This window comes from Marinicella meishanensis, from assembly GCF_019931145.1.
Lineage (GTDB): Bacteria > Pseudomonadota > Gammaproteobacteria > Xanthomonadales > Marinicellaceae > Marinicella > Marinicella meishanensis.
The window spans coordinates 457692-475637 of the sequence record NZ_JAIOUV010000001.1 but is presented as its reverse complement, the minus strand read 5'-3'; the positions used below and the strand labels follow the sequence as shown (position 1 = coordinate 475637).

Here is a 17946-nt window from a genome sequence, read left to right as displayed (position 1 = left end):
AGTTATCCACAAATCCTGTGGATAACTTTGTATATAACTTTCATTTTTGGGGTCAGGTTGCCAGCCAAACTTAAACCCGAGACCCTTTGGTTAAATTTTAACCAGAAGGCTGAATCCTTATATATCAACAACTTACGCCTTTTTTTGAAAGTATGAAACAAATGTGGCTGGCTAAGGGGTTGTTTTCTGACATTTCCATTTCACATTGTGTATAAGAGTCCGCTAATCCACAGCCCTCACGGGCAGAAAGGTCGGCAAAAAGACCCGGCATTCCCTGGCCCAGCAACACGGCAGCCAAGCGACCGAATCCTCAGTGGGCCTCGTCCCAATTGTTGCCAATGCCATAATCAACCACCAATGGCACCGCCAACTCAACCACGTTTTCCATCAATTCTTTGATGCGATCCGCCCAACTTTGGGCGACATCTTTTTGCACTTCAAACACCAGTTCATCGTGCACTTGCATGATGAGTTTGATGTCTTTGGCGCCTTGCACCTCGGCATACACCGCCAACATGGCTTGTTTGATGATGTCGGCGGCAGTGCCTTGCATTGGCGCGTTGATGGCGGCGCGTTCGGCTCCGGCGCGCACCCGCGCATTGCGGTTGTTGATTTCCGGAAAATACAAGCGTCGGCCCAACAAGGTGTCCAAATACCCTTGTTCAGCCGCTCGGGCTTTGACCTCATCAATGAAACCTTTGACTTTGGGGTATTGGGCGAAATACTGTTTCATGTATTGGCTGGCCTCTTTGCGAGCGATGTGCAGTTGTTTGCTCAAACCGAAGGCACTCATGCCATACATCAAGCCAAAGTTGATCGCCTTGGCCGCCCGCCGCTGTTCACCACTGACGGCATCCAGTGGCGTGTCAAACACCTGTGATGCGGTTTGGCTGTGGACATCGACCCCGTCATTGAATGCCTGGAGCAGCTGTTCGTCTTGCGACAGGTGGGCCATGATGCGCAATTCAATTTGCGAATAGTCGGCCGCCATGATTTGCCAGCCATCCGGGGCGGTGAAGGCTTTGCGCACTTTGCGGCCTTCTTCGGTGCGGATCGGGATGTTCTGTAAATTGGGGTTGGCGGAGGACAAGCGGCCGGTGATCGCCACCGCTTGGTGATAAGACGTGTGCACCCGACCGGTTTTGGCATTGATCTCCAACGGCAGTTTATCGGTGTAGGTGCTTTTCAGTTTACTCAAGGAGCGGTATTGCAAGATCACGGCCGGCAGTTCGTAGTCGGCAGACAAATCTTGCAGCACATCTTCGGCAGTCGACGCCTGACCGGTGGCGGTTTTCTTCAACACCGGCAGGCCCTGTTCTTCGAACAGGATTTCTTGCAATTGTTTGGGCGATCCCAGGTTGAATTCTTTGCCTGCCAAAGCAAAGGCCTGACTTTGCAGGTCATCCATTTGTTGTTGCAGGTGTTCGCTTTGTTGTTGCAGTTCATCGCGATCAATTTGTACCCCACACTGTTCCATCGCCGCCAACACCGCCACCAACGGCATTTCCATGCCGGTGAACACGCGGGCTTGCGGCTCGTCCTGCAGCTTCTGCCACAGCACTTGATGCAATTGCCAGGTGATGTCGGCATCTTCAGCCGCGTAATGGGTGGCATCGGCCAAAGACACCTGGGCGAAGGGGATTTGTTTGGCCCCTTTGCCACAAATGTCTTCGTATTTGACGGTTTTCTTCTGCAAATGCAAAGCAGCCAGGGTGTCCATGTCATGTCGCGATGCCGCCGCATTCAACACATAAGATTCCAACATGGTGTCATACTTGAGGCTGTCAACAGTCACCCCATAATTGGACAACACATTGAGGTCATATTTGAAATGTTGGCCAATCACTTCGACCTGTTGCAACACCGGAATCAAAGCCGCCAACACCGCCGCCAAGTCCAGCTGCGGTTCCTCGGTTTCGTGTGCAATGGGCACATAGGCCGCGGCTTCGGCCGCGCAGGCAAAGGACATGCCAACGATTTGGGCGCCGATTGGATTCAATGAATCGGTCTCCAAATCAAAGGCCACTTGGCCGGCTTGTTCGATGCGCGCCAGCCATTGTTGTAAGGTATCCATGTCCTGGATACAGGTGTAGTCCAGTTTGGCCACGGGTTCCGGCTCGGCATCGTCTTCGGTCAAGTCAGCAAAACGGCGCATGTTGTATTGTTCACCGATGGCCTTCAAGGTGGGGATGTCTTTGGCATGTAAAGCGAAATCACCCGGCTGGTAGTCCACCTCACAATCTTGTTTGATCACCACCAGTTCCCGCGACAATTTCAGTTGTTCAATGCCTTCACGCAAGTACTCACCCACTTTGCCTTTGAAGTCATCGGCATGGGCGATGATGTTGTCCACCGTGTCATATTCATGCAGCCACTTCACCGCTGTTTTGGGCCCCACTTTATTGACCCCGGGGATGTTGTCAGAGGAGTCGCCAATCAGGGCCAGATAGTCGATGATTTGATCGGGTCGCACGCCAAATTTATTCATCACCCCCGCTTCATCCATCACCTCGTCGGACATGGTGTTGACCAAGGTCACGTGATCAGAAACCAATTGGGCCAGGTCCTTGTCACTGGTGGAGACCAAGGTTTCGACGCCCAAGGCTTCGGCTTTTTTGACCAAGGTACCGATCACGTCATCGGCTTCCACATGGGGAATTTCCAGCATTGGAATGCCCAGGGCCTGAATCAGGTCTTTGGTCGGCTGCAACTGCATGCGCAACTCATCAGGCATTGGCGGCCGGTTGGCTTTGTACTCGGCATACATGTCATGACGAAAGGTTTTGCCTTTGGCATCAAACACCACCACCATGTGCTCGGGGTCGTATTCATCCAGCATCCTTTTGAGCATGTTGGTCACCCCATACATGACCCCAGTGGGGTGGCCATCTTGGCTGCGCAAACGGTTCAGCCCGGGCGAAAAAAAGGCCCGAAACAGGTAAGAAGATCCATCAACGAGGTACAGGGTTTTGTTCATTGTCTCTCTCAAATTAGCGGTGGTGGCTGGGCACAACGCATGGCCCGTGTGAGCATGATATCACGACCCGTTCAGGACCACAGGCCGCCATCACATGGCGAGGGTTTTTGGCAGCTGCTTGTTTTGCGGTCAGCACTTGAAAGGGCCGCCAGTAATTGGTTGCAGCGGCAGCCGTTGTTTCAGCCACTGGTATTGGGCGCTGGCTTTTTCTTCATCGACCGTCACGTGATCCAAAAAATCGGGGTGTTGAAACCACTTATGGTAGTGAACATGCACCAATTCAGACAGCGCACAACGCCGCTGGGCTGGCATCATGGGGCGAAATGGCAAATGATAGTTATAGGGCACGGGCAGCTCTTTGCGGTGCTGATCATGGCGGGCCACGGTGACCGCCAAGGCCACTTGATCCAGGCAACGGAAATTGTTGCCATCTTTTGAAACGAAACCAGGTGGCACCAAACCGGCTTGGTGCAATCGCTTGAAGTCTGCCAGCCATTGTTGAAAAAAACCATCGAGCTGGTTGGCCCAAATGTACCCCGCATTGTAATACCCCCTGATGGGAATCAACTCGATGGTGGTCTGCACATCAACCGCGGGCATGGGCAAATCAAACAAGGCAAAGACCTGTTGCCAGTACGTGTCCATGGGATCCTGTGCACCGGAGGTGCCGGGGCCCTTGTGCCCGACCGGTTTCAAATACAGCCCTGGCTCAGCATGCAGATGGCCGATGGGGTTCAGCCACACGGTGTCGGTATCGGTGAACAAATAGGACGCATACTCTGGGTGATGCTTTTCCACATGGGCACAACACAAGAGTTTGTTGGCGATGGGATAGTCCAGGAAATCCTGATTCAAAGCTTGGGTCATGTGAATGACCCCAGCGGCTTGTAATTCGGCCGCCATCTCTGGGGTTGGCCGATTGTCAGGTCGCGGCGAACAGGCGATCAAGTCAATGTTGGGATCTTGGGCAAACTGTTGATAAGACTGCAGCAACAAACGGCATTGGTCTTCCAAAAAGCCTTTTTCCACACAAAATATGATGGCATGCTTCATGCTTGATGGGTGATTTTCAACCAACGTTGGGCGTTGTCCAAATCAAACAGTGCTTGGTCCATGCTGGTCACCTTAAGACCGCGGTCTTGACAGGCCGCTTCAATCCAGTGCATGCTGTGTTTGACCACGCCAGCGGTGTCCGACTCGTGACTCTTGCCAACCCAGTCATTACCCCAATACTCTTCTGACTCATTGGTCGCCTCAAGGTAAGAGGTGAAAAAGGCCGCATCGTCATGGGTCCATTTGGCAAAGGCATCCAACATCATGGTGATTTGTTTTTTGGCGGCATGGGTCCAAATGGAGCGGGCCAAAAAGTAATCGAATTGTTGTTCAAACTCACTGGGGTCGAATGCCGTGTTGTGGACAAAACGCGGTTGTTTTTGGGCCAACATGTCGGCACTGAACAAAGCCTCCAAACCGGCCTGCAACATGGCCCGGTTGGGCTCAATCCCATGGTAACCACCGCTTTGCAAAAAGTGAATGAACCAATAACCACCACGCAAACAACCACAACCCAAATCCAGCACTTTGGACTCAGGTTCCAACCCTTCGGACAACAACAGCATCAGCATTTTCCTGCCCGCCAGCTCAAACAAATCTTTGGGCCCACCCAAAAAGACCCCCCGGTCTTCAATCAATTTTATTTTTTGGCTCAATGATGACATGATGAACTGATCCATTAAAACCGGCCATTTTACCTGCACCATGGGCCTTTTAAAACCTTTGTGCGGTGATTCAAGCAGTGAAACGGTGCACGCCGGATCGGGTGGCCTCCGCCGACCGAACAGCACAAACCCTAAACCTGGGGTGTTGCGGGATCGATCACCGCATGAGAACCACCACGCATGTGGGTGGCTGGTCGCCAACCAAGCGGTCTGCAAGGCTGCCGGAGCTGGTGGCCTCGCGGCCATGGACAGGAGGAGTCAATCAAACAAAGCACCAGGGTCTGTTAACACCAACTGCAAGGCAACTGGTAGATCGTATTTTTAAGCCATCAAGGCATCAGTCGTGAGGTGTGGTCACTCCACATGAACGAATGAATAACGCTGAGGGATGGAAAACACGACCCAGCCCCATGGGTTCAAACTGCAAAGGCCACACCCGGCGTTGCTCATCGTTCGATTGGAATGACCAAACCACGCGATTCGCGCCTTGATTGTGACCTTTGCAGCCTGAACAGTGGTCTTTCAGTTGGTGTTAACAGGCCCTAATTGGTGGCCAGGCATTTTATTTGAAATGGACAACTTGTATACTATCCCGACCTTTTCAAGCTGAACACCATGATACATGTCCTCACCATCCACTGGAAATCTGCAGACTGGATTGATATTCAGATTGAGTACCTGAAAAAACACATCAAACAACCCTTCCGCATTTACACCTTTTTAAACCACATCCCGGAAGTGAACCAGCACCGCCACAAATTTTTTTACAGCAGCACCGAAGACATCCGCTTGCATCCGGTGAAATTGAATTTGTTGGCTGACATCGCCGGCTTTGCCGCAGACAGTGAAGAGGACTATTTGTTGTTCATCGATGGTGATGCCTTTCCCATTGCGTCGGTGGATGAATTCATCGATCAGACCCTCGAACAATATCCGATTGCCGCAGTCCAACGCACCGAGAACAATGGCGACATACAACCACACCCCTGTTTCTGTGTGATGAAAATCAAAACCTGGAAAGAAATCGAAGGTGACTGGAAGCACGGTCAAGTGTTGTGGAAGGATGTGTTTGGTAAAGACGTGTGGGATGTGGGGGGCAAGATGCTGAAAATTCTCAATGAACGGAACATGGATTGGTACAAAATGCACCGATCCAACCACCACGACATGCACCCCTTGTTGTTTGGCGTGTATGATCAGTTGGTTTACCACCACGGTGCTGCGTTTCGCAACCCCGGGACCCGCATTGACCGCAACCAAGTGGCCCATTTTGAAGAAAAATTGGCCCGCTTCAGAAAAGCCAAGAAGTACTTACCCTTGTGGTTGGCACGCTGGCTATTCAACCCATTGAAGTATGAAGTGGCGGTGAATCGGGAAAACAGCAAAAAGGTGTTTGAGATGCTCAAACAAGACCCCAATTTCCATCAAAAGTTGAACCAGCATGACTGACGCTTTCATCATCCTTGGCATGCACCGCAGCGGCACCAGTTGTTTGACCGGTTGTCTGGCTGCCTACGGCCTGAACTTGGGCAATGTGTCGACCTTCAACCAATACAACCAGAAAGGCAACCAGGAAAACCATTGGGTGTTCCGCCTCAATGAGGCCATTCTGAAAGCCCATGGCGGCAGTTGGAACCAGCCACCCAGCAGCCCCCTGGCGCTGTCTGCTGAACATCAGAACCGCTTGTTGGAGGTGCTGGCCAAATATGACCAGTTACCCAAACCTTGGGGCATCAAAGACCCCCGCATGGTGCTGACTTACCCCTTGTGGCAACCGCATTTACCCGCCCACCAACTGATGGGCACGTTCCGTCACCCCTTGGCAGTGGCTGAATCGTTGTTGTCACGAGACGCTTTTCCGGTGCCATTGGAACAAGGGCTGGCCTTGTGGTCGATTTACAATCAGCGCTTGTTGGAGACCCATGCCAAGCAAGCCTTTCCCATCATCAACTTTGATGAAGATGAAACCGCTTACAACCAAAAGATCGCCAGCATGGCTGAACAGTTTGGTCTTGCGTTGAATGAATCGGCACCCTTCTTCGAAGCCGCTTTGCGCAACCAAAGCCAATACGGATGGGCCGAATGTCCCGATGCTTTGAAACCCCTTTACCGGCAACTGCTGGACCAGGCGATTTGACGATGCCAGTGAAAAACGTCGTCTTCTATCAGCATTTTGGCCGACCCGGAGTGGTCCGTGGCGCGCACCACAAAACCCATGACTTCTTCGGCCATGTGCAGACCATTGCAGGCTACCAACCACACATCTTTTTTGACGCCGAAAGCCTGTGGGATGAACACATCCCCTGGTTCCATGAATTTGACCGGATGCCGACCCTGGATGACCTGGATTTTGAACCGGATGTGTTGTTTTTGAATTCAGGCAAAGACTGGATCCGTTACGCTGCCAACCGGACCATTCCCGCCACCACACCGATCATTTCACCGGTGAACAACTTCCGGGCCACGCGCCCAGGCCACCCGTCATTTGATTTTTTGCCGCGCAATGCCATCAGGCTGTGCCCCAGCCCAGAACTGTTTCATGCCGTGCGCAACCACCCCAACACCGACGGGGTGACCATATACATGCCCAATGGGGTGGGCATTTGTCCCACCGCGGCACAAGCCGCTCAACAAAAAACCATCGATGTGTTGGTGGTGGGCAACAAAAACCCATGCGCCGCCCGGGCCATCCATGAACAAATCAAATCATTCGCCGGACGGGTACAGGTGATTGATGGCTGGATTGAAAAAACCGAGTTCCAACGCCTGCTGGCCCGCAGCAAGGTCTCGTTGCACTTGCCCAAACAGGTTGAGGAACACTACATCCCTGGCATCGAAGCGATGATGTTGGAATCTTTTTTGATCATCCCTGACTGCATAGGCAACCGGTCTTACTCATTGGATCCGGCCTGTTGTCGGGTCACGACCTATGACAACGACGCCTTGGTCCAAACCCTGAAGTCGGTGTTGGCACTGCCGCCTGCCGAATTCGAGGCGGTGATCCAAGCCGCCAAGTCCTCCACTGCGGTGTATGCCATAGAGGCCGAACGGGTGGCTTTGATGAATGCGTTCAACCTGATCAGCACCACGTTTTGAGCGGGTCCTGAAAAAAAATGAAAAAAAGCAAAAAAAAAGTGACCGACATCAAAAGCCCCTTGCGTTATAATCAATGAACTTGAACTATAATTCGGAGAAACAATGAATAAATTCACTAAATTAATTGCGGGATTGGGCATGACAGTTGTCGGTTCAGCCGCCTTAGCTGCACCATCGTGTGACAACAGCAACTTGTCTGCTTGGACTTCAGTGACCAACCCCCTAACCAAATTGAACGTGACCACTGGCGCTGCCATGGATGGTGCTTGTGGTTTGGAAGTGGAAGTGGTTCCACAAACCGGTGGCCAAAACACCCGTCACTTCGTACAAGACAGCTCGCCCAACAACGAAACCCGTTTCCGCGCAGCCATGTGTATTGATCCCAACACCGTTGGCATGCCTACCACTGGCCCCAACCGCCGAGTGAAATTCCACCAAGCCCAATGTGCTGGCGGCCTGTGTGAAAGTGGTGACGTGATGCAGTTCAAACTGCAAAACACCGACACCGGTTATGAGTTGGATCTGTGGGTTCGTGACAAAAACATCTCCACTTGGAGAAACCGTCACTTCATCCCCATCAATGACGAGCCTACCCGTGTTGAGTATGACTTGGACTTGACTGCCGCGACTTTGAAAGTATGGGTTAACGCCACCAGCGAAGCCGATACCCCAGTGGTGGACCTGTCTGGTTTGGACATTGCTGACTGGCCGGTCATCACCCGTGCTCGTTTGGGCTCCATGGACCGCAGTACCCGTGTGACCGAAGGTGACACCTACTTCTTGGATGAGTATGAGTCTCGTCGTCAGACCTTCATCGGTGGCCCTTGTAGTTCACCAGCGCCATAATGAATTGATTTAATTCGAATCAAATCAAACAAAGCCTCGATTCCGATCGGGGCTTTTTTTCATGTCAAAGAATCTCCTCATCACCGGCCTTCCCAGATCTGGAACCAGCTTGATCACCTCACTGCTGGCGACCAATTTGTCGGCCGTGGCCTTCAGCGAACCGCTGTGGATGAAACAAGTCCGCGACCAGTCTCCGGACGCCGATGCCTTCCAACGACAGCTGCAACAGCAGATCGATGACTTGCGCCGAGACATCCAATCCGGTCAGCCGGTACCCATCAAACAAAGCCGATTCAAATCCGGGGTGCCAGACAATTACTACCACCGCAGCCAAGACGGCCAGATCATTGTTGACAAGCAGGAAGTGTTTGAGCACTTGCCCAAGCATTTGGCCGATGCCACTTTCATCATCAAAGCCAACGCCCAATTCACCGCTTGTTTGGCTGCCTTGCTGCGCAACCCAAACAATCAAATCATCGCCGTGGTGCGCAACCCGGTTTCGGTGTTGATGTCATGGCGCTCATTGGACATTCCGGTCAGTCATGGCAAGATGCTGGTGGCCGAAAAGTACCACCCTGAATTCGCCAGTGACACCCAGGCCGATGATTTGCTGGGCCGCCAAATTTTGATTTTGGATTGGTTTTTCAAACAATATGCCCGCCACCAAGACCGCATCACTCTGGTGCGCTATGAATCTTTGATCAGCGACCCACAGGCCGTGCTCCGGGGCATCACGGGCCAATCCAGCCATCAACTGCCTGCGTTGCGCTCCAAAAATAAAAACCAAGCCTATGACCAAAGTGAACTCGCTGTGCTGCAGCAGCGCCTGCAGGCCATCGGACAGCATCACCAAGCGGTTTACCCCACCGCCGCCGCTTGATCATGTCAAACCCGCCTCATCCGCTTAACACCCAGCCATGAAAAGCAACGCCACCGTCAGTGAGTTGAAAGTTCTGAACACCATTCGCGGCTTGGCGGCTTTGATGGTGCTGGTCAGCCACTACAGCAACTCTTCTAAAATCTTTGATCGCTTGTTGGGCCAGGGTGGTGGCCAAGTGGGGGTCATGGTGTTTTTTGTGCTCAGCGGCTTTTTGATTGCATACATCTACTTTCACCGCGAAATCAACTCGCTTGAAAGCAAAAAATACTTGCTGGCCCGGGCCGCCAGGGTGGTGCCTTTGTATTACTTGGTGAGCATCACCTCGTTCATCGCGGTGACCGGCTTTGACAGCCGTTTCACATTCCAAGTTGATTCCGTCAGTGACCTGGCCATTCACCTGTTTTTTTTACACGGTAAGTCACTGCTGTGGACCATCCCAGTCGAAATTCAGTTTTATCTGTTGGCTTTGCTGTTGTGGTATTTGATGCAACACCGCACCACCTTGTTTTGGCTGTTGGTGGTGACAGTCCTCCTGGTGGTTTTTGTCTGGCAGCCCAGCCTGTCAGTCAATTGGGGCCCACATGATTTGACCTTTGCCATCATCAAGTCCTTGCCATTTTTTGTGGCCGGTGCGGTGCTGGGTGCCCATTACCACCGCTTGATCCATTGGCCCAAAAGCCATTGGTGGTTGCTGAGTATGCTGTTATTGCCGTTGATGTATCCCAATATTTTCACGGCAGTCACTGGCTCTCAAAACACCTTGTGGTACTCGGTCACCACCTGGTCAGCGGTGTTGGTGTTCTTTGTCTCTTGGGTGTTTTTATTGCCGGCCAGTAACCGTTGGGTCAACAACAAGGTGGGGGACTTTTTGGGACAGATTTCATACTCCATGTACTTGCTGCATTACCCCATCATCCTGCTCATGAAACCCCACTTGGTGGCGGCCCCGCTGCTGATGTTTCCGGTGTTTTTGGCCGTGGTACTTGGTTTGTCCTGGCTGGTCTTTCATGGCTTCGAAAAGCCGGCTCAGGATTGGCTGAAGAGGCGTTTTAGACCGACTTCGTGAAACACACCATGGATTGTCCGCGGGGGTGGTCAAATGACGGTTCATGCGCCGCTTGAAACCCAATGTGTTGGGCCATCATCTGAATTTCCGCCATCGAATAATGAAACGGATCCATTTCAAAGTGGGTGATGATGTTCCCAGGGGTGTCATCAACCGGCCGTTCTTGAACATCTTCTTGGGCAATGAAAAATGTGGCGTAAAAGCGGCCATCATCATGTAAACATTGGTGGGCATGTTTCAAGCATTGCAGAATCAGGTTCATGTGCAAATGCGTGAACAGTGAAAAAGCGATCATGCGGTCAAAGGTGGTGTTGAATTCACCAAAGCCAAAACAATTGCTGACTTGCAACTGCGGCATTTTGTCTTGTAAGTTGGCCTCTGCCACTTCAATTTTGCCGGCTTCGATCAGTGACTCATTGATGTCCGACCCATGGTAATGCCCGGCTTGCAGGTAATCGATGAATTTGAGTCCACCGCGCAAACAACCACAACCGATGTCCAACAGGCGGTGCTCAGCGCGCAAACCCTTGGCTTTCATGAAATCCATTTGCAGTTGACCCAATTCTTCCCAAAAGCCACCAATCTTGTCGCGGTGGTGTTTGTTTTCGATCTGTTCCTTGGTGAGGTTGCCGATGTAGTTGTTGACCCGAGAGATGGGGCTTTTGTCTTGTTTGTTCATGCGCTTATAGGTTCAGTTTTACTTTCCGATGTACGGGCCTCACTTGATGGCCCAACAACAAATCAAAGCCGGTGCCGATGTCCACAGCCACGCCGCCTCTGCGTTTGATCCAACCACAATAGAATTCGGACCACGGGCCCGCCCCCACCAAAGTCAAGGTGCCTTTCATACAAGGTGGCAGTTGGCTCATCACATTATACAAGAAGTCTGGCTCAGTGTTCACCAAAGGACGGGGTGAAATGGGGGTCTGGATCAATGCAAAGTGGCCGTCGGGATGTTGTTTCGACAACAAATCATGCACCGGAGACTGATCGGTGATCAAATAGGTTTTGGCGGCACATGCCAACAACTGGTCCAATTGTTCGATCACCGCAAAATACAGGTGGGCGGGGGCCAACACCCTTTCCTGAAACACCCCTTTCAAAGCCAGTTTCTTGATGTAATCCAAGCCAATCCACTGCCCCCAACGGCCCCGAAAATTCATGTCTATGCTGTCGATGAATTGTTCCATGCTCAAGGGACCTGGCCGCCACAAACCCAACACGCCAATGAGATCAGACTCCAACATGGCGGTATGCATCATTTCTTCCAGCAGGTACAACCAAGTGCGGCTGGTTTTGAAACTGTGTTGCCGTTTGTTGACGGTCTCCACCGCCGTTTTGAAACTGACTTCAGGCACCTCAGGATACTTTGAATAGGCCAACAGGTTCATTTCACCATCTCCCAGACGAATCACTGAGTAGGCTTGTTCCTGGCGCAGGGCGGTTTGAATCAACCGACCAATGTCCGGTGATTGCGGGTCACTGATCACCTGTTTTGCCAGCGGTTTTAAGGCCGCCAACAATGCACGCGAGCTCAGCAACTCTGGCTGGGCCCTGACCATTTGTTCAAACCGAGCTTTTTCTGACTCCGGAATATTTAAGTCTTTCATCTTGGGTGATTTTTGTTATATTGTCGTTTCTGAAACCGCGAATTCAATTGTCTTTATGAATGTTTTTGTCCTCTGCACCGGCCGGTGTGGATCAACCACCTTTGCAAAAGCGTGTCAACACATCCACAATTTCACCGCCGCGCACGAGTCACGAACTGGGTTGTTGGGTGCCGACCGTTTTGCTTACCCGCCCAACCACATCGAAGTTGACAATAGGTTAGCATGGCTGCTGGGGCGATTGGACAAAAAGTACGGCAACGATGCGTTTTACGTGCATTTGACCCGCAACGAAGAAGACACCTGCAACAGCCTGGTCAAACGCATCAACCAAGGCATCATGCGTGCTTACAAAACCCCTGGTGTGTTGTTAAAGATGGACAAAACCACCGATCCCCAGGTGATCGCCCGCGACTACTGTCACACCATCAACGAGAACATCCGCATGTTTTTGAAAGACAAAACCAAGCAGATGGACTTCTCCCTGGAAAACTGGGCACAGGATTTCAGCCAATTTTGTGCCGCCATCGATGCCGAGGTCAACCTACAGGCCGCCTTGGGTGAATTCAACATCAAACACAACGCCAGCCTTTAACGGTCGGGGTCGGTGAGGTCCATGTAGTGGTTGTTGCCATGCAACACATCGTATTGGATCATTTCGTAGTCCATTAACAAGGCATCCCGTTCCTCAGCCCCTGGAAGGGTTCGACCCACCGCAGGGAACCGGTCACGCAGTGCATCCAACAATTCATAGAAGGGCGGCTTCGGCACCGCCACCGTGTCCAATAACAGGGACGGTAAAAAATTCATGCTTGTGTTGATGCGTTGGGGCGCTGTTGCTTGGTTGCTCCAGATGAAATAAGGCACTTGGTGGTTCAACAAATAGAATTCATTATCGGCTTTGAGCGCTTTGGTGCGAATCGCCCGACGCAGGGCCTTTCTGTTGTCAAAAGTGAAACCGGGATCCAGTTTCTGCAACAATTTCACCGCCGCTTCCTGTCTGAATTCAGGCAGACCGGGCTGGTGGTCTCCCAACACCAGAATGACCGCGGGGTGATCGGCTTGGCGATAATGATCAATCAGTTCCCCGATGGCCTGATCCGCCGCATGAATGGCGTTGATGTACGTTTTCAAATGATTCTGACCGCCTTCCAGCGCCACATCAACCACATCCAGTGACGAATCCAAGTAATGGTCATAATCCCACAAACCATGGGTGGAATTGGGAAATGAAAAGATGAATTGAGGCGAATCAGCCTGGGTGGTTTTATCAATGATGGCCGCCACCAAAGCACTTTCCGACGGAAACCGATTGATGGGGTCCATGGCCACCCCGGCTTGCCCATACAAAGTCATGACCTCATCAAAACCCAAGAGCGCATAGGCCTTGCGGTAATTGAAAAAGGCCAAACTTGCCACATGCATGGCTGTTGCATGGTAGCCGTGCTGTTGCAACACCCGCACCACGCTGGGCACCGGTTGGTGGAGGTGGTCAATGTAGGGAATGGATCCATCTGGAACAAAGCGCATGCTCATTCCGGTCAGCAGCTCAAACTCAGGATTGGCTGATTTACCTCCCAGCTCAGGTGACAACACATCACCGTGAATTGATTCAGCCTGCATGGACCTGAAATTAGGGATCGGATCACGTGTGGTCTTGATGTCCATGGCCCATGGGTCGGCAAAACCTTCGATGAAAAAAATGATGACGTGGGGTTTGACCGCACTGTCGTCAACGGCATCACTGGGGTGTTGGTTGATGATGTCACGAATGGCTTGGTCACCATAACCGGGCGGCAGCTTGATGGGCTGCTGCTTCAACAACTGGTAGTAAAAGCTGAATAAAAAGCCTTGGTATTCTGAAAAAATCAATGGCACCGACTGACCCTTCATGTTGAACTGCTGGCGAAACAGCCCCGTCACTTCGTCACGCAAAGCATGCACCGAAACCAGGGTCACCACAAAGATGGCGATCAATTTCAACCGGTGCCGTTTGATCCATTGATTGGCCGGTGCTTTTGAGATGCGATACAGCAACCAACCAGCCACCACCAAGGTCAACAAAAGCAGGTGCCAAAAGCTGTATAAGACCTCTTTTGCCAGCAACAATTGGAACGCATATTTGAGGTCATAAGGCGACAACACCGTGCCAAAAATTTGGGTCATCTGGATGTTGATCAGCATGAACGAGACATACAAAAACACCAACAACAAAAATCCGTGGAAGATCCTGGCACACAGCACAACCAGCAACGCCCAAGACAACAGCAGCGCCAAGGGCTCAAACCAAAAGGCATTGATTGCAGAGCTCAGTGGGCTGATAGACCCGAACTTTTCAACCAAACCATTGACCACCAAGAACAAGGCGGTCACAGCCAAAACGGCCAGCAGCACTGAGCCGATCACTTGCGCAGACCTGGGCCATGAACGGAACTCAAAGGTGGCTGATGGCATCATTCACATGGATTTGAAAACGGCATGATATTCTGGCTTGCAAGCAACCACGGTTAACCAGTTCATGCCTTTGTTGTATTCACCCACCCGGGTCTCAACATCCATGATCACAGTCAAATTCAACTGCGCCAGCATGCGCTTGATGGCCTCCACCGAAAACGACCACAAATGCACCGGATCTGGTTGGTTGTCTTCAATCAGATCGGTTTTCTGACACAAGGGTGTGGCGATGACCATGACTTTGAACGCTTGCTCAGCAATTTGTTTCAACAGCGCAAATGGGTCGGCAAAATGTTCGCAAAACTCGAACATGCTCACCACATCATAAGCGTCCTCTTTGGTCTGGTTGGCTTGCAAGGTGTCCAGCACATTTTGCTGATAAAAGTGCCGGTTCTTACAAGCCCGGTTTTGCGCGATTTTGATTTTATTTGATTGCAAATCACAACCATAAATCTGCCATTCTTTGGCCCCGTGTTTTTTGGCATGTACGGCGTTGGCGATCAGGCCGTTGCCACAGCCAATGTCCAACCACTTGCGGTTGATTTCGAGGTCACTGGACTCCAGCACCGCCATCATGGTTTCGATCACATTGACCGCATGAGATTTGCGGATGCAATGATCGAAATGTCGATTCAAAACCAAGGGTTGATAGGGTTTCAGGCGATTCAGTGGACGGCGATTTTTACCCACCCTTTGGCCCACTTTGGCATTTTGTGTTTCATAAAACCGCTGGTAATCTGCATCACTGTGGCGGATGTGGGGCTTGATCGTTGATGCCGGCAAGATGTGGTCTTGAATCAGGCCAATGGTTTGGTTGGCAGCGTCATCCCAGTGATGGAAGTAAGCCATCCTTTGCCCCATGGTTTGCAAAGCCGCTGTGGCTTGTTGGTGACTGGTTTGATCAGCCCCCAACACCCGCACCAAATCCCGCAAATAGGCATAAAGAAATGGGTCTTGCTCAATGATTTGGCACAGCGAGGTCCGTTGCTCTGTGCTCACTTCAGTCATCGACTCGCATGACTTCAGTGCCTGATTCAATTCTTGTGCTGGGGTGTTGTGCATATGGGTTTTGGGAGTTCTTGCGATCAGTATTTGGCAGTGGTGGATGGCGTCAACCCAAAGTGGCGTGGCCAGCCCCATTAGGAGATCCGCGCTCAATTATAATCACTGGCTGGCAATTATCCCAGATAATTATCCAGCGGTCATGGGATTTCAAAGCCGTCCTGATAAATCAAGTCGACCAAGGTCATGCGAAACACCACATTTTCAGCCGCTGTGATGTTGCTTTGTTCGAACAAGGGTCCGCCATTATCCACCACCGGCCTGATGCGATAAACCATGTTGGTTTCGATGCTTTCAGGAAAACTCTTGGCAAACAAAAACTGGTTGGCCACGGCACCATTGGTGTTGAGTTTTTTGGGTGTGATGATGGATGTGATGAATGGGGCTTGATCAAATCCGCCGTGCAATCGCTGCAGTAATTGGATCACGGTGTTGCCACCAGTCACGGCCACCAACAAATCCATCAAGCCGTCCTCATTCAAATCCACCGGGGTGGTCGAATCAACCCGATTCAAGCCAACCGCCACTGGTTCGGCAGCAAACAGACCACCGCCCAGGTTGTAATACACATACAGTTCATTGGAAAAAGTGTAAGGAACCACCAAATCCAGCCCGCCATCCTGGTCGATGTCGAGCGCTTTGACTTCATTGGGCGCATCGCCTTGGTTATCGATCAAATGGGCCGTGAAATTCATGCCATTGCGATCAAACCAGCGCACCGAATCATCACTGCCCGAAGTGCCAATGACGTCCAATTGACCATCCAAATTGATGTCACCCACCGCCAGGCCGTTGGCAAAGCGCGCATTGTCATATATCACCAGGGTGTTGAATTGTCCGGCACTTATTTGCCGGTGCCAATAAAAACGGTTGGCAAAAGAAGCCGCTGACAACACATCAACAAAGCCATCTTGGTCCAGGTCAACCGCCACCACTTTGGCGGCCCCATCAATGTCCTCGGCAATGATGTGGTGCGCACGGGTCAGCCCATCGTACCATTGCACCCGGTCGTCGCGAAAACTGGCCACCACCCAGTCCTTCACACCATCACCATTGAGGTCGGCTTCCACCACGTCATTTGGGCCGTCGGGAAAGTCCTGCCAAACCACAATCTCTTTGTTGGTTGAACCCGGTGCGTACAGCAGGTTTCTGTCCTCGAAATAGGCCGGCGATAAAATGTACGGATTGACGCCGTCAAAGCGCCCCACATCAATGGCCACATATCCGTCCCGCTGATTGGCCACCAAATGGGAATTGGGCGACCCATTCAGCTCATGGGTTTCCACCAAGCCGGTGGGGCCGGCCAGGGTGATCAGCTCCTGATCGCCATCGTCATCCAAGTCATGGCACTTCAGGTCATTGGGCCCGACCACCGTGGCAAACAAAAACCGTTCGGCAAATGACCAATTGCCTTGATTGGTGAACAACGCCACTTTATTGGCGGCATTGGCTGACGCAACAAAATCAACCATCGCATCGCCATTGATGTCACAGGTGGCGACAAATCGACCCGACTCCATGCGATCACTGATCAACCGGGCTCTGAATTTGGTGTTGCCCAAATTTTCTAAAATTCGCACCGCATTGTCACCCGAAGAAATCACCAGAATGTCATCCAGACCATCGCCATTGAAGTCAGCCACACTCAGTTTTCTGGGGTCGCTGATGCCATCAGCCAAGACTGTGGTGACAAACCCGCCTGCAGGCAGCTGTCGGTGCCTGAGTACCAAGTTTTCTTCAAACGACAGACTCACCAAATCCATCAAGCCGTCGTTGTTGAAGTCAATGGGGCTGACGTCGGTGGGTAACAACACCCCTTCGGCGATGATTTGCTTTTGATGGCCATCGGGGTGGTGCATCAAAGCGATGATTTGTTGGGTGAAAATGGACGGAATGACAAAATCAATGCCCCCGTCATCATTCAAATCGGTGGCCACCAAACGGAAAGCCCCGGGCACATTGGTGGCAATGATCTGTTGTTCGAACCGGTATTCGCCTTGGTTGATGTATGCCCGCAAATGACCATCATCCAGAGAAACCGACACCACATCGACCCGACCATCATTGTTGAAGTCCAGGGCCAAGCCGTCGGCAATGCCCGACTGTGATGGACCATGGATGGGATCCTCCTGCCACCCGGACACCAAGCCCTGGCTGGATGCTTCCAACGCCAGACCCATCATCAACAGCAGCCAGCAGATCCTGAAAGGGGCAATCTTCATGTGATTAAAATAGCATGT

15 protein-coding genes are annotated in these 17946 nt (G+C 51.7%); 7 read left to right on the top strand and 8 right to left on the bottom strand.

Translation table 11 applies throughout. The features are described 5' to 3' along the window. Positions 1 to 310: 310 nt before the first annotated feature. The 3 genes from polA to K7G70_RS02095 form a co-directional block, all read right to left on the bottom strand. Positions 311 to 2977: a DNA polymerase I gene (gene polA / locus K7G70_RS02105; RefSeq protein WP_223786938.1), complete on the bottom strand. Its 2667-nt coding sequence runs from the start codon at positions 2975 to 2977 to the stop codon at positions 311 to 313. 129 nt (positions 2978 to 3106) lie between these two features. After that, entirely contained in the window at positions 3107 to 4030 is a 924-nt protein-coding gene (locus K7G70_RS02100) for a hypothetical protein (protein ID WP_223786937.1), read from the bottom strand. After that, positions 4027 to 4695: a class I SAM-dependent methyltransferase gene (locus K7G70_RS02095; protein WP_223786936.1), complete on the bottom strand. Its 669-nt coding sequence runs from the start codon at positions 4693 to 4695 to the stop codon at positions 4027 to 4029. Before K7G70_RS02095 ends, K7G70_RS02100 begins: the two co-directional genes overlap by 4 nt. Before the next feature lie 615 nt (positions 4696 to 5310). On the opposite strand from K7G70_RS02095, the gene K7G70_RS02090 reads away from it, so the two are divergent. From K7G70_RS02090 to K7G70_RS02065, 6 genes are all read left to right on the top strand, one after another. Further along, positions 5311 to 6144 (top strand): hypothetical protein, encoded by an 834-nt coding sequence (locus tag K7G70_RS02090; protein ID WP_223786935.1) that lies wholly within the window; start codon positions 5311 to 5313, stop codon positions 6142 to 6144. After that, entirely contained in the window at positions 6137 to 6832 is a 696-nt protein-coding gene (locus tag K7G70_RS02085) for a hypothetical protein (protein WP_223786934.1), read from the top strand. Before K7G70_RS02090 ends, K7G70_RS02085 begins: the two co-directional genes overlap by 8 nt. A gap of 8 nt (positions 6833 to 6840) precedes the next feature. Further along, positions 6841 to 7791, top strand: coding sequence for a hypothetical protein (locus tag K7G70_RS02080; protein ID WP_223786933.1), 951 nt, complete (start codon positions 6841 to 6843; stop codon positions 7789 to 7791). A 102-nt stretch (positions 7792 to 7893) separates the two neighbouring features. Then, positions 7894 to 8637, top strand: coding sequence for a hypothetical protein (locus tag K7G70_RS02075; RefSeq protein ID WP_223786932.1), 744 nt, complete (start codon positions 7894 to 7896; stop codon positions 8635 to 8637). A gap of 61 nt (positions 8638 to 8698) precedes the next feature. After that, the gene (locus K7G70_RS02070; protein WP_223786931.1) at positions 8699 to 9517 is read left to right on the top strand and encodes a sulfotransferase family protein; all 819 of its coding nucleotides are present in this window, start codon (positions 8699 to 8701) and stop codon (positions 9515 to 9517) included. A 37-nt stretch (positions 9518 to 9554) separates the two neighbouring features. Beyond that, positions 9555 to 10583 (top strand): acyltransferase family protein, encoded by a 1029-nt coding sequence (locus K7G70_RS02065; protein ID WP_223786930.1) that lies wholly within the window; start codon positions 9555 to 9557, stop codon positions 10581 to 10583. Here the strand turns inward: K7G70_RS02065 and K7G70_RS02060 are convergent. Further along, complete coding sequence (locus tag K7G70_RS02060) at positions 10567 to 11262, bottom strand: class I SAM-dependent methyltransferase (RefSeq protein ID WP_223786929.1); 696 nt, start codon at positions 11260 to 11262, stop codon at positions 10567 to 10569. The two genes, K7G70_RS02065 and K7G70_RS02060, sit on opposite strands and share 17 nt — an antisense overlap. A gap of 4 nt (positions 11263 to 11266) precedes the next feature. Continuing rightward, on the bottom strand, positions 11267 to 12193 hold the full coding sequence (locus tag K7G70_RS02055) for a hypothetical protein (RefSeq protein WP_223786928.1): 927 nt from the start codon (positions 12191 to 12193) through the stop codon (positions 11267 to 11269). Positions 12194 to 12248: 55 nt separating this feature from the next. On the opposite strand from K7G70_RS02055, the gene K7G70_RS02050 reads away from it, so the two are divergent. Further along, positions 12249 to 12785: a hypothetical protein gene (locus K7G70_RS02050; RefSeq protein WP_223786927.1), complete on the top strand. Its 537-nt coding sequence runs from the start codon at positions 12249 to 12251 to the stop codon at positions 12783 to 12785. Here K7G70_RS02050 and K7G70_RS02045 read toward each other — a convergent pair. The 3 genes from K7G70_RS02045 to K7G70_RS02035 form a co-directional block, all read right to left on the bottom strand. Further along, complete coding sequence (locus K7G70_RS02045; RefSeq protein ID WP_223786926.1) at positions 12782 to 14647, bottom strand: LTA synthase family protein; 1866 nt, start codon at positions 14645 to 14647, stop codon at positions 12782 to 12784. The genes K7G70_RS02050 and K7G70_RS02045 overlap by 4 nt on opposite strands. Next, positions 14648 to 15706, bottom strand: coding sequence for a class I SAM-dependent methyltransferase (locus K7G70_RS02040; RefSeq protein ID WP_223786925.1), 1059 nt, complete (start codon positions 15704 to 15706; stop codon positions 14648 to 14650). It lies immediately after the preceding gene. Between the two features lie 140 nt (positions 15707 to 15846). After that, positions 15847 to 17928, bottom strand: a complete 2082-nt coding sequence (locus K7G70_RS02035) for an FG-GAP repeat domain-containing protein (protein ID WP_223786924.1) — start codon at positions 17926 to 17928, stop codon at positions 15847 to 15849. Between the last annotated feature and the right edge of the window lie 18 nt (positions 17929 to 17946).

Bases quoted from the DNA above. Each gene is read 5' to 3' on its own strand.
- K7G70_RS02035 (WP_223786924.1), bottom strand. From the start codon at position 17,928: ATGAAGATTGCCCCTTTCAGGATCTGCTGGCTGCTGTTGATGATGGGT.
- K7G70_RS02055 (WP_223786928.1), bottom strand. From the start codon at position 12,193: ATGAAAGACTTAAATATTCCGGAGTCAGAAAAAGCTCGGTTTGAACAA.
- K7G70_RS02070 (WP_223786931.1), top strand. From the start codon at position 8,699: ATGTCAAAGAATCTCCTCATCACCGGCCTTCCCAGATCTGGAACCAGC.
- K7G70_RS02065 (WP_223786930.1), top strand. From the start codon at position 9,555: ATGAAAAGCAACGCCACCGTCAGTGAGTTGAAAGTTCTGAACACCATT.
- K7G70_RS02040 (WP_223786925.1), bottom strand. From the start codon at position 15,706: ATGCACAACACCCCAGCACAAGAATTGAATCAGGCACTGAAGTCATGC.
- K7G70_RS02085 (WP_223786934.1), top strand. From the start codon at position 6,137: ATGACTGACGCTTTCATCATCCTTGGCATGCACCGCAGCGGCACCAGT.
- K7G70_RS02095 (WP_223786936.1), bottom strand. From the start codon at position 4,695: ATGTCATCATTGAGCCAAAAAATAAAATTGATTGAAGACCGGGGGGTC.
- K7G70_RS02100 (WP_223786937.1), bottom strand. From the start codon at position 4,030: ATGAAGCATGCCATCATATTTTGTGTGGAAAAAGGCTTTTTGGAAGAC.
- K7G70_RS02045 (WP_223786926.1), bottom strand. From the start codon at position 14,647: ATGATGCCATCAGCCACCTTTGAGTTCCGTTCATGGCCCAGGTCTGCG.
- K7G70_RS02060 (WP_223786929.1), bottom strand. From the start codon at position 11,262: ATGAACAAACAAGACAAAAGCCCCATCTCTCGGGTCAACAACTACATC.
- K7G70_RS02050 (WP_223786927.1), top strand. From the start codon at position 12,249: ATGAATGTTTTTGTCCTCTGCACCGGCCGGTGTGGATCAACCACCTTT.
- K7G70_RS02075 (WP_223786932.1), top strand. From the start codon at position 7,894: ATGAATAAATTCACTAAATTAATTGCGGGATTGGGCATGACAGTTGTC.
- K7G70_RS02090 (WP_223786935.1), top strand. From the start codon at position 5,311: ATGATACATGTCCTCACCATCCACTGGAAATCTGCAGACTGGATTGAT.
- polA (WP_223786938.1), bottom strand. From the start codon at position 2,977: ATGAACAAAACCCTGTACCTCGTTGATGGATCTTCTTACCTGTTTCGG.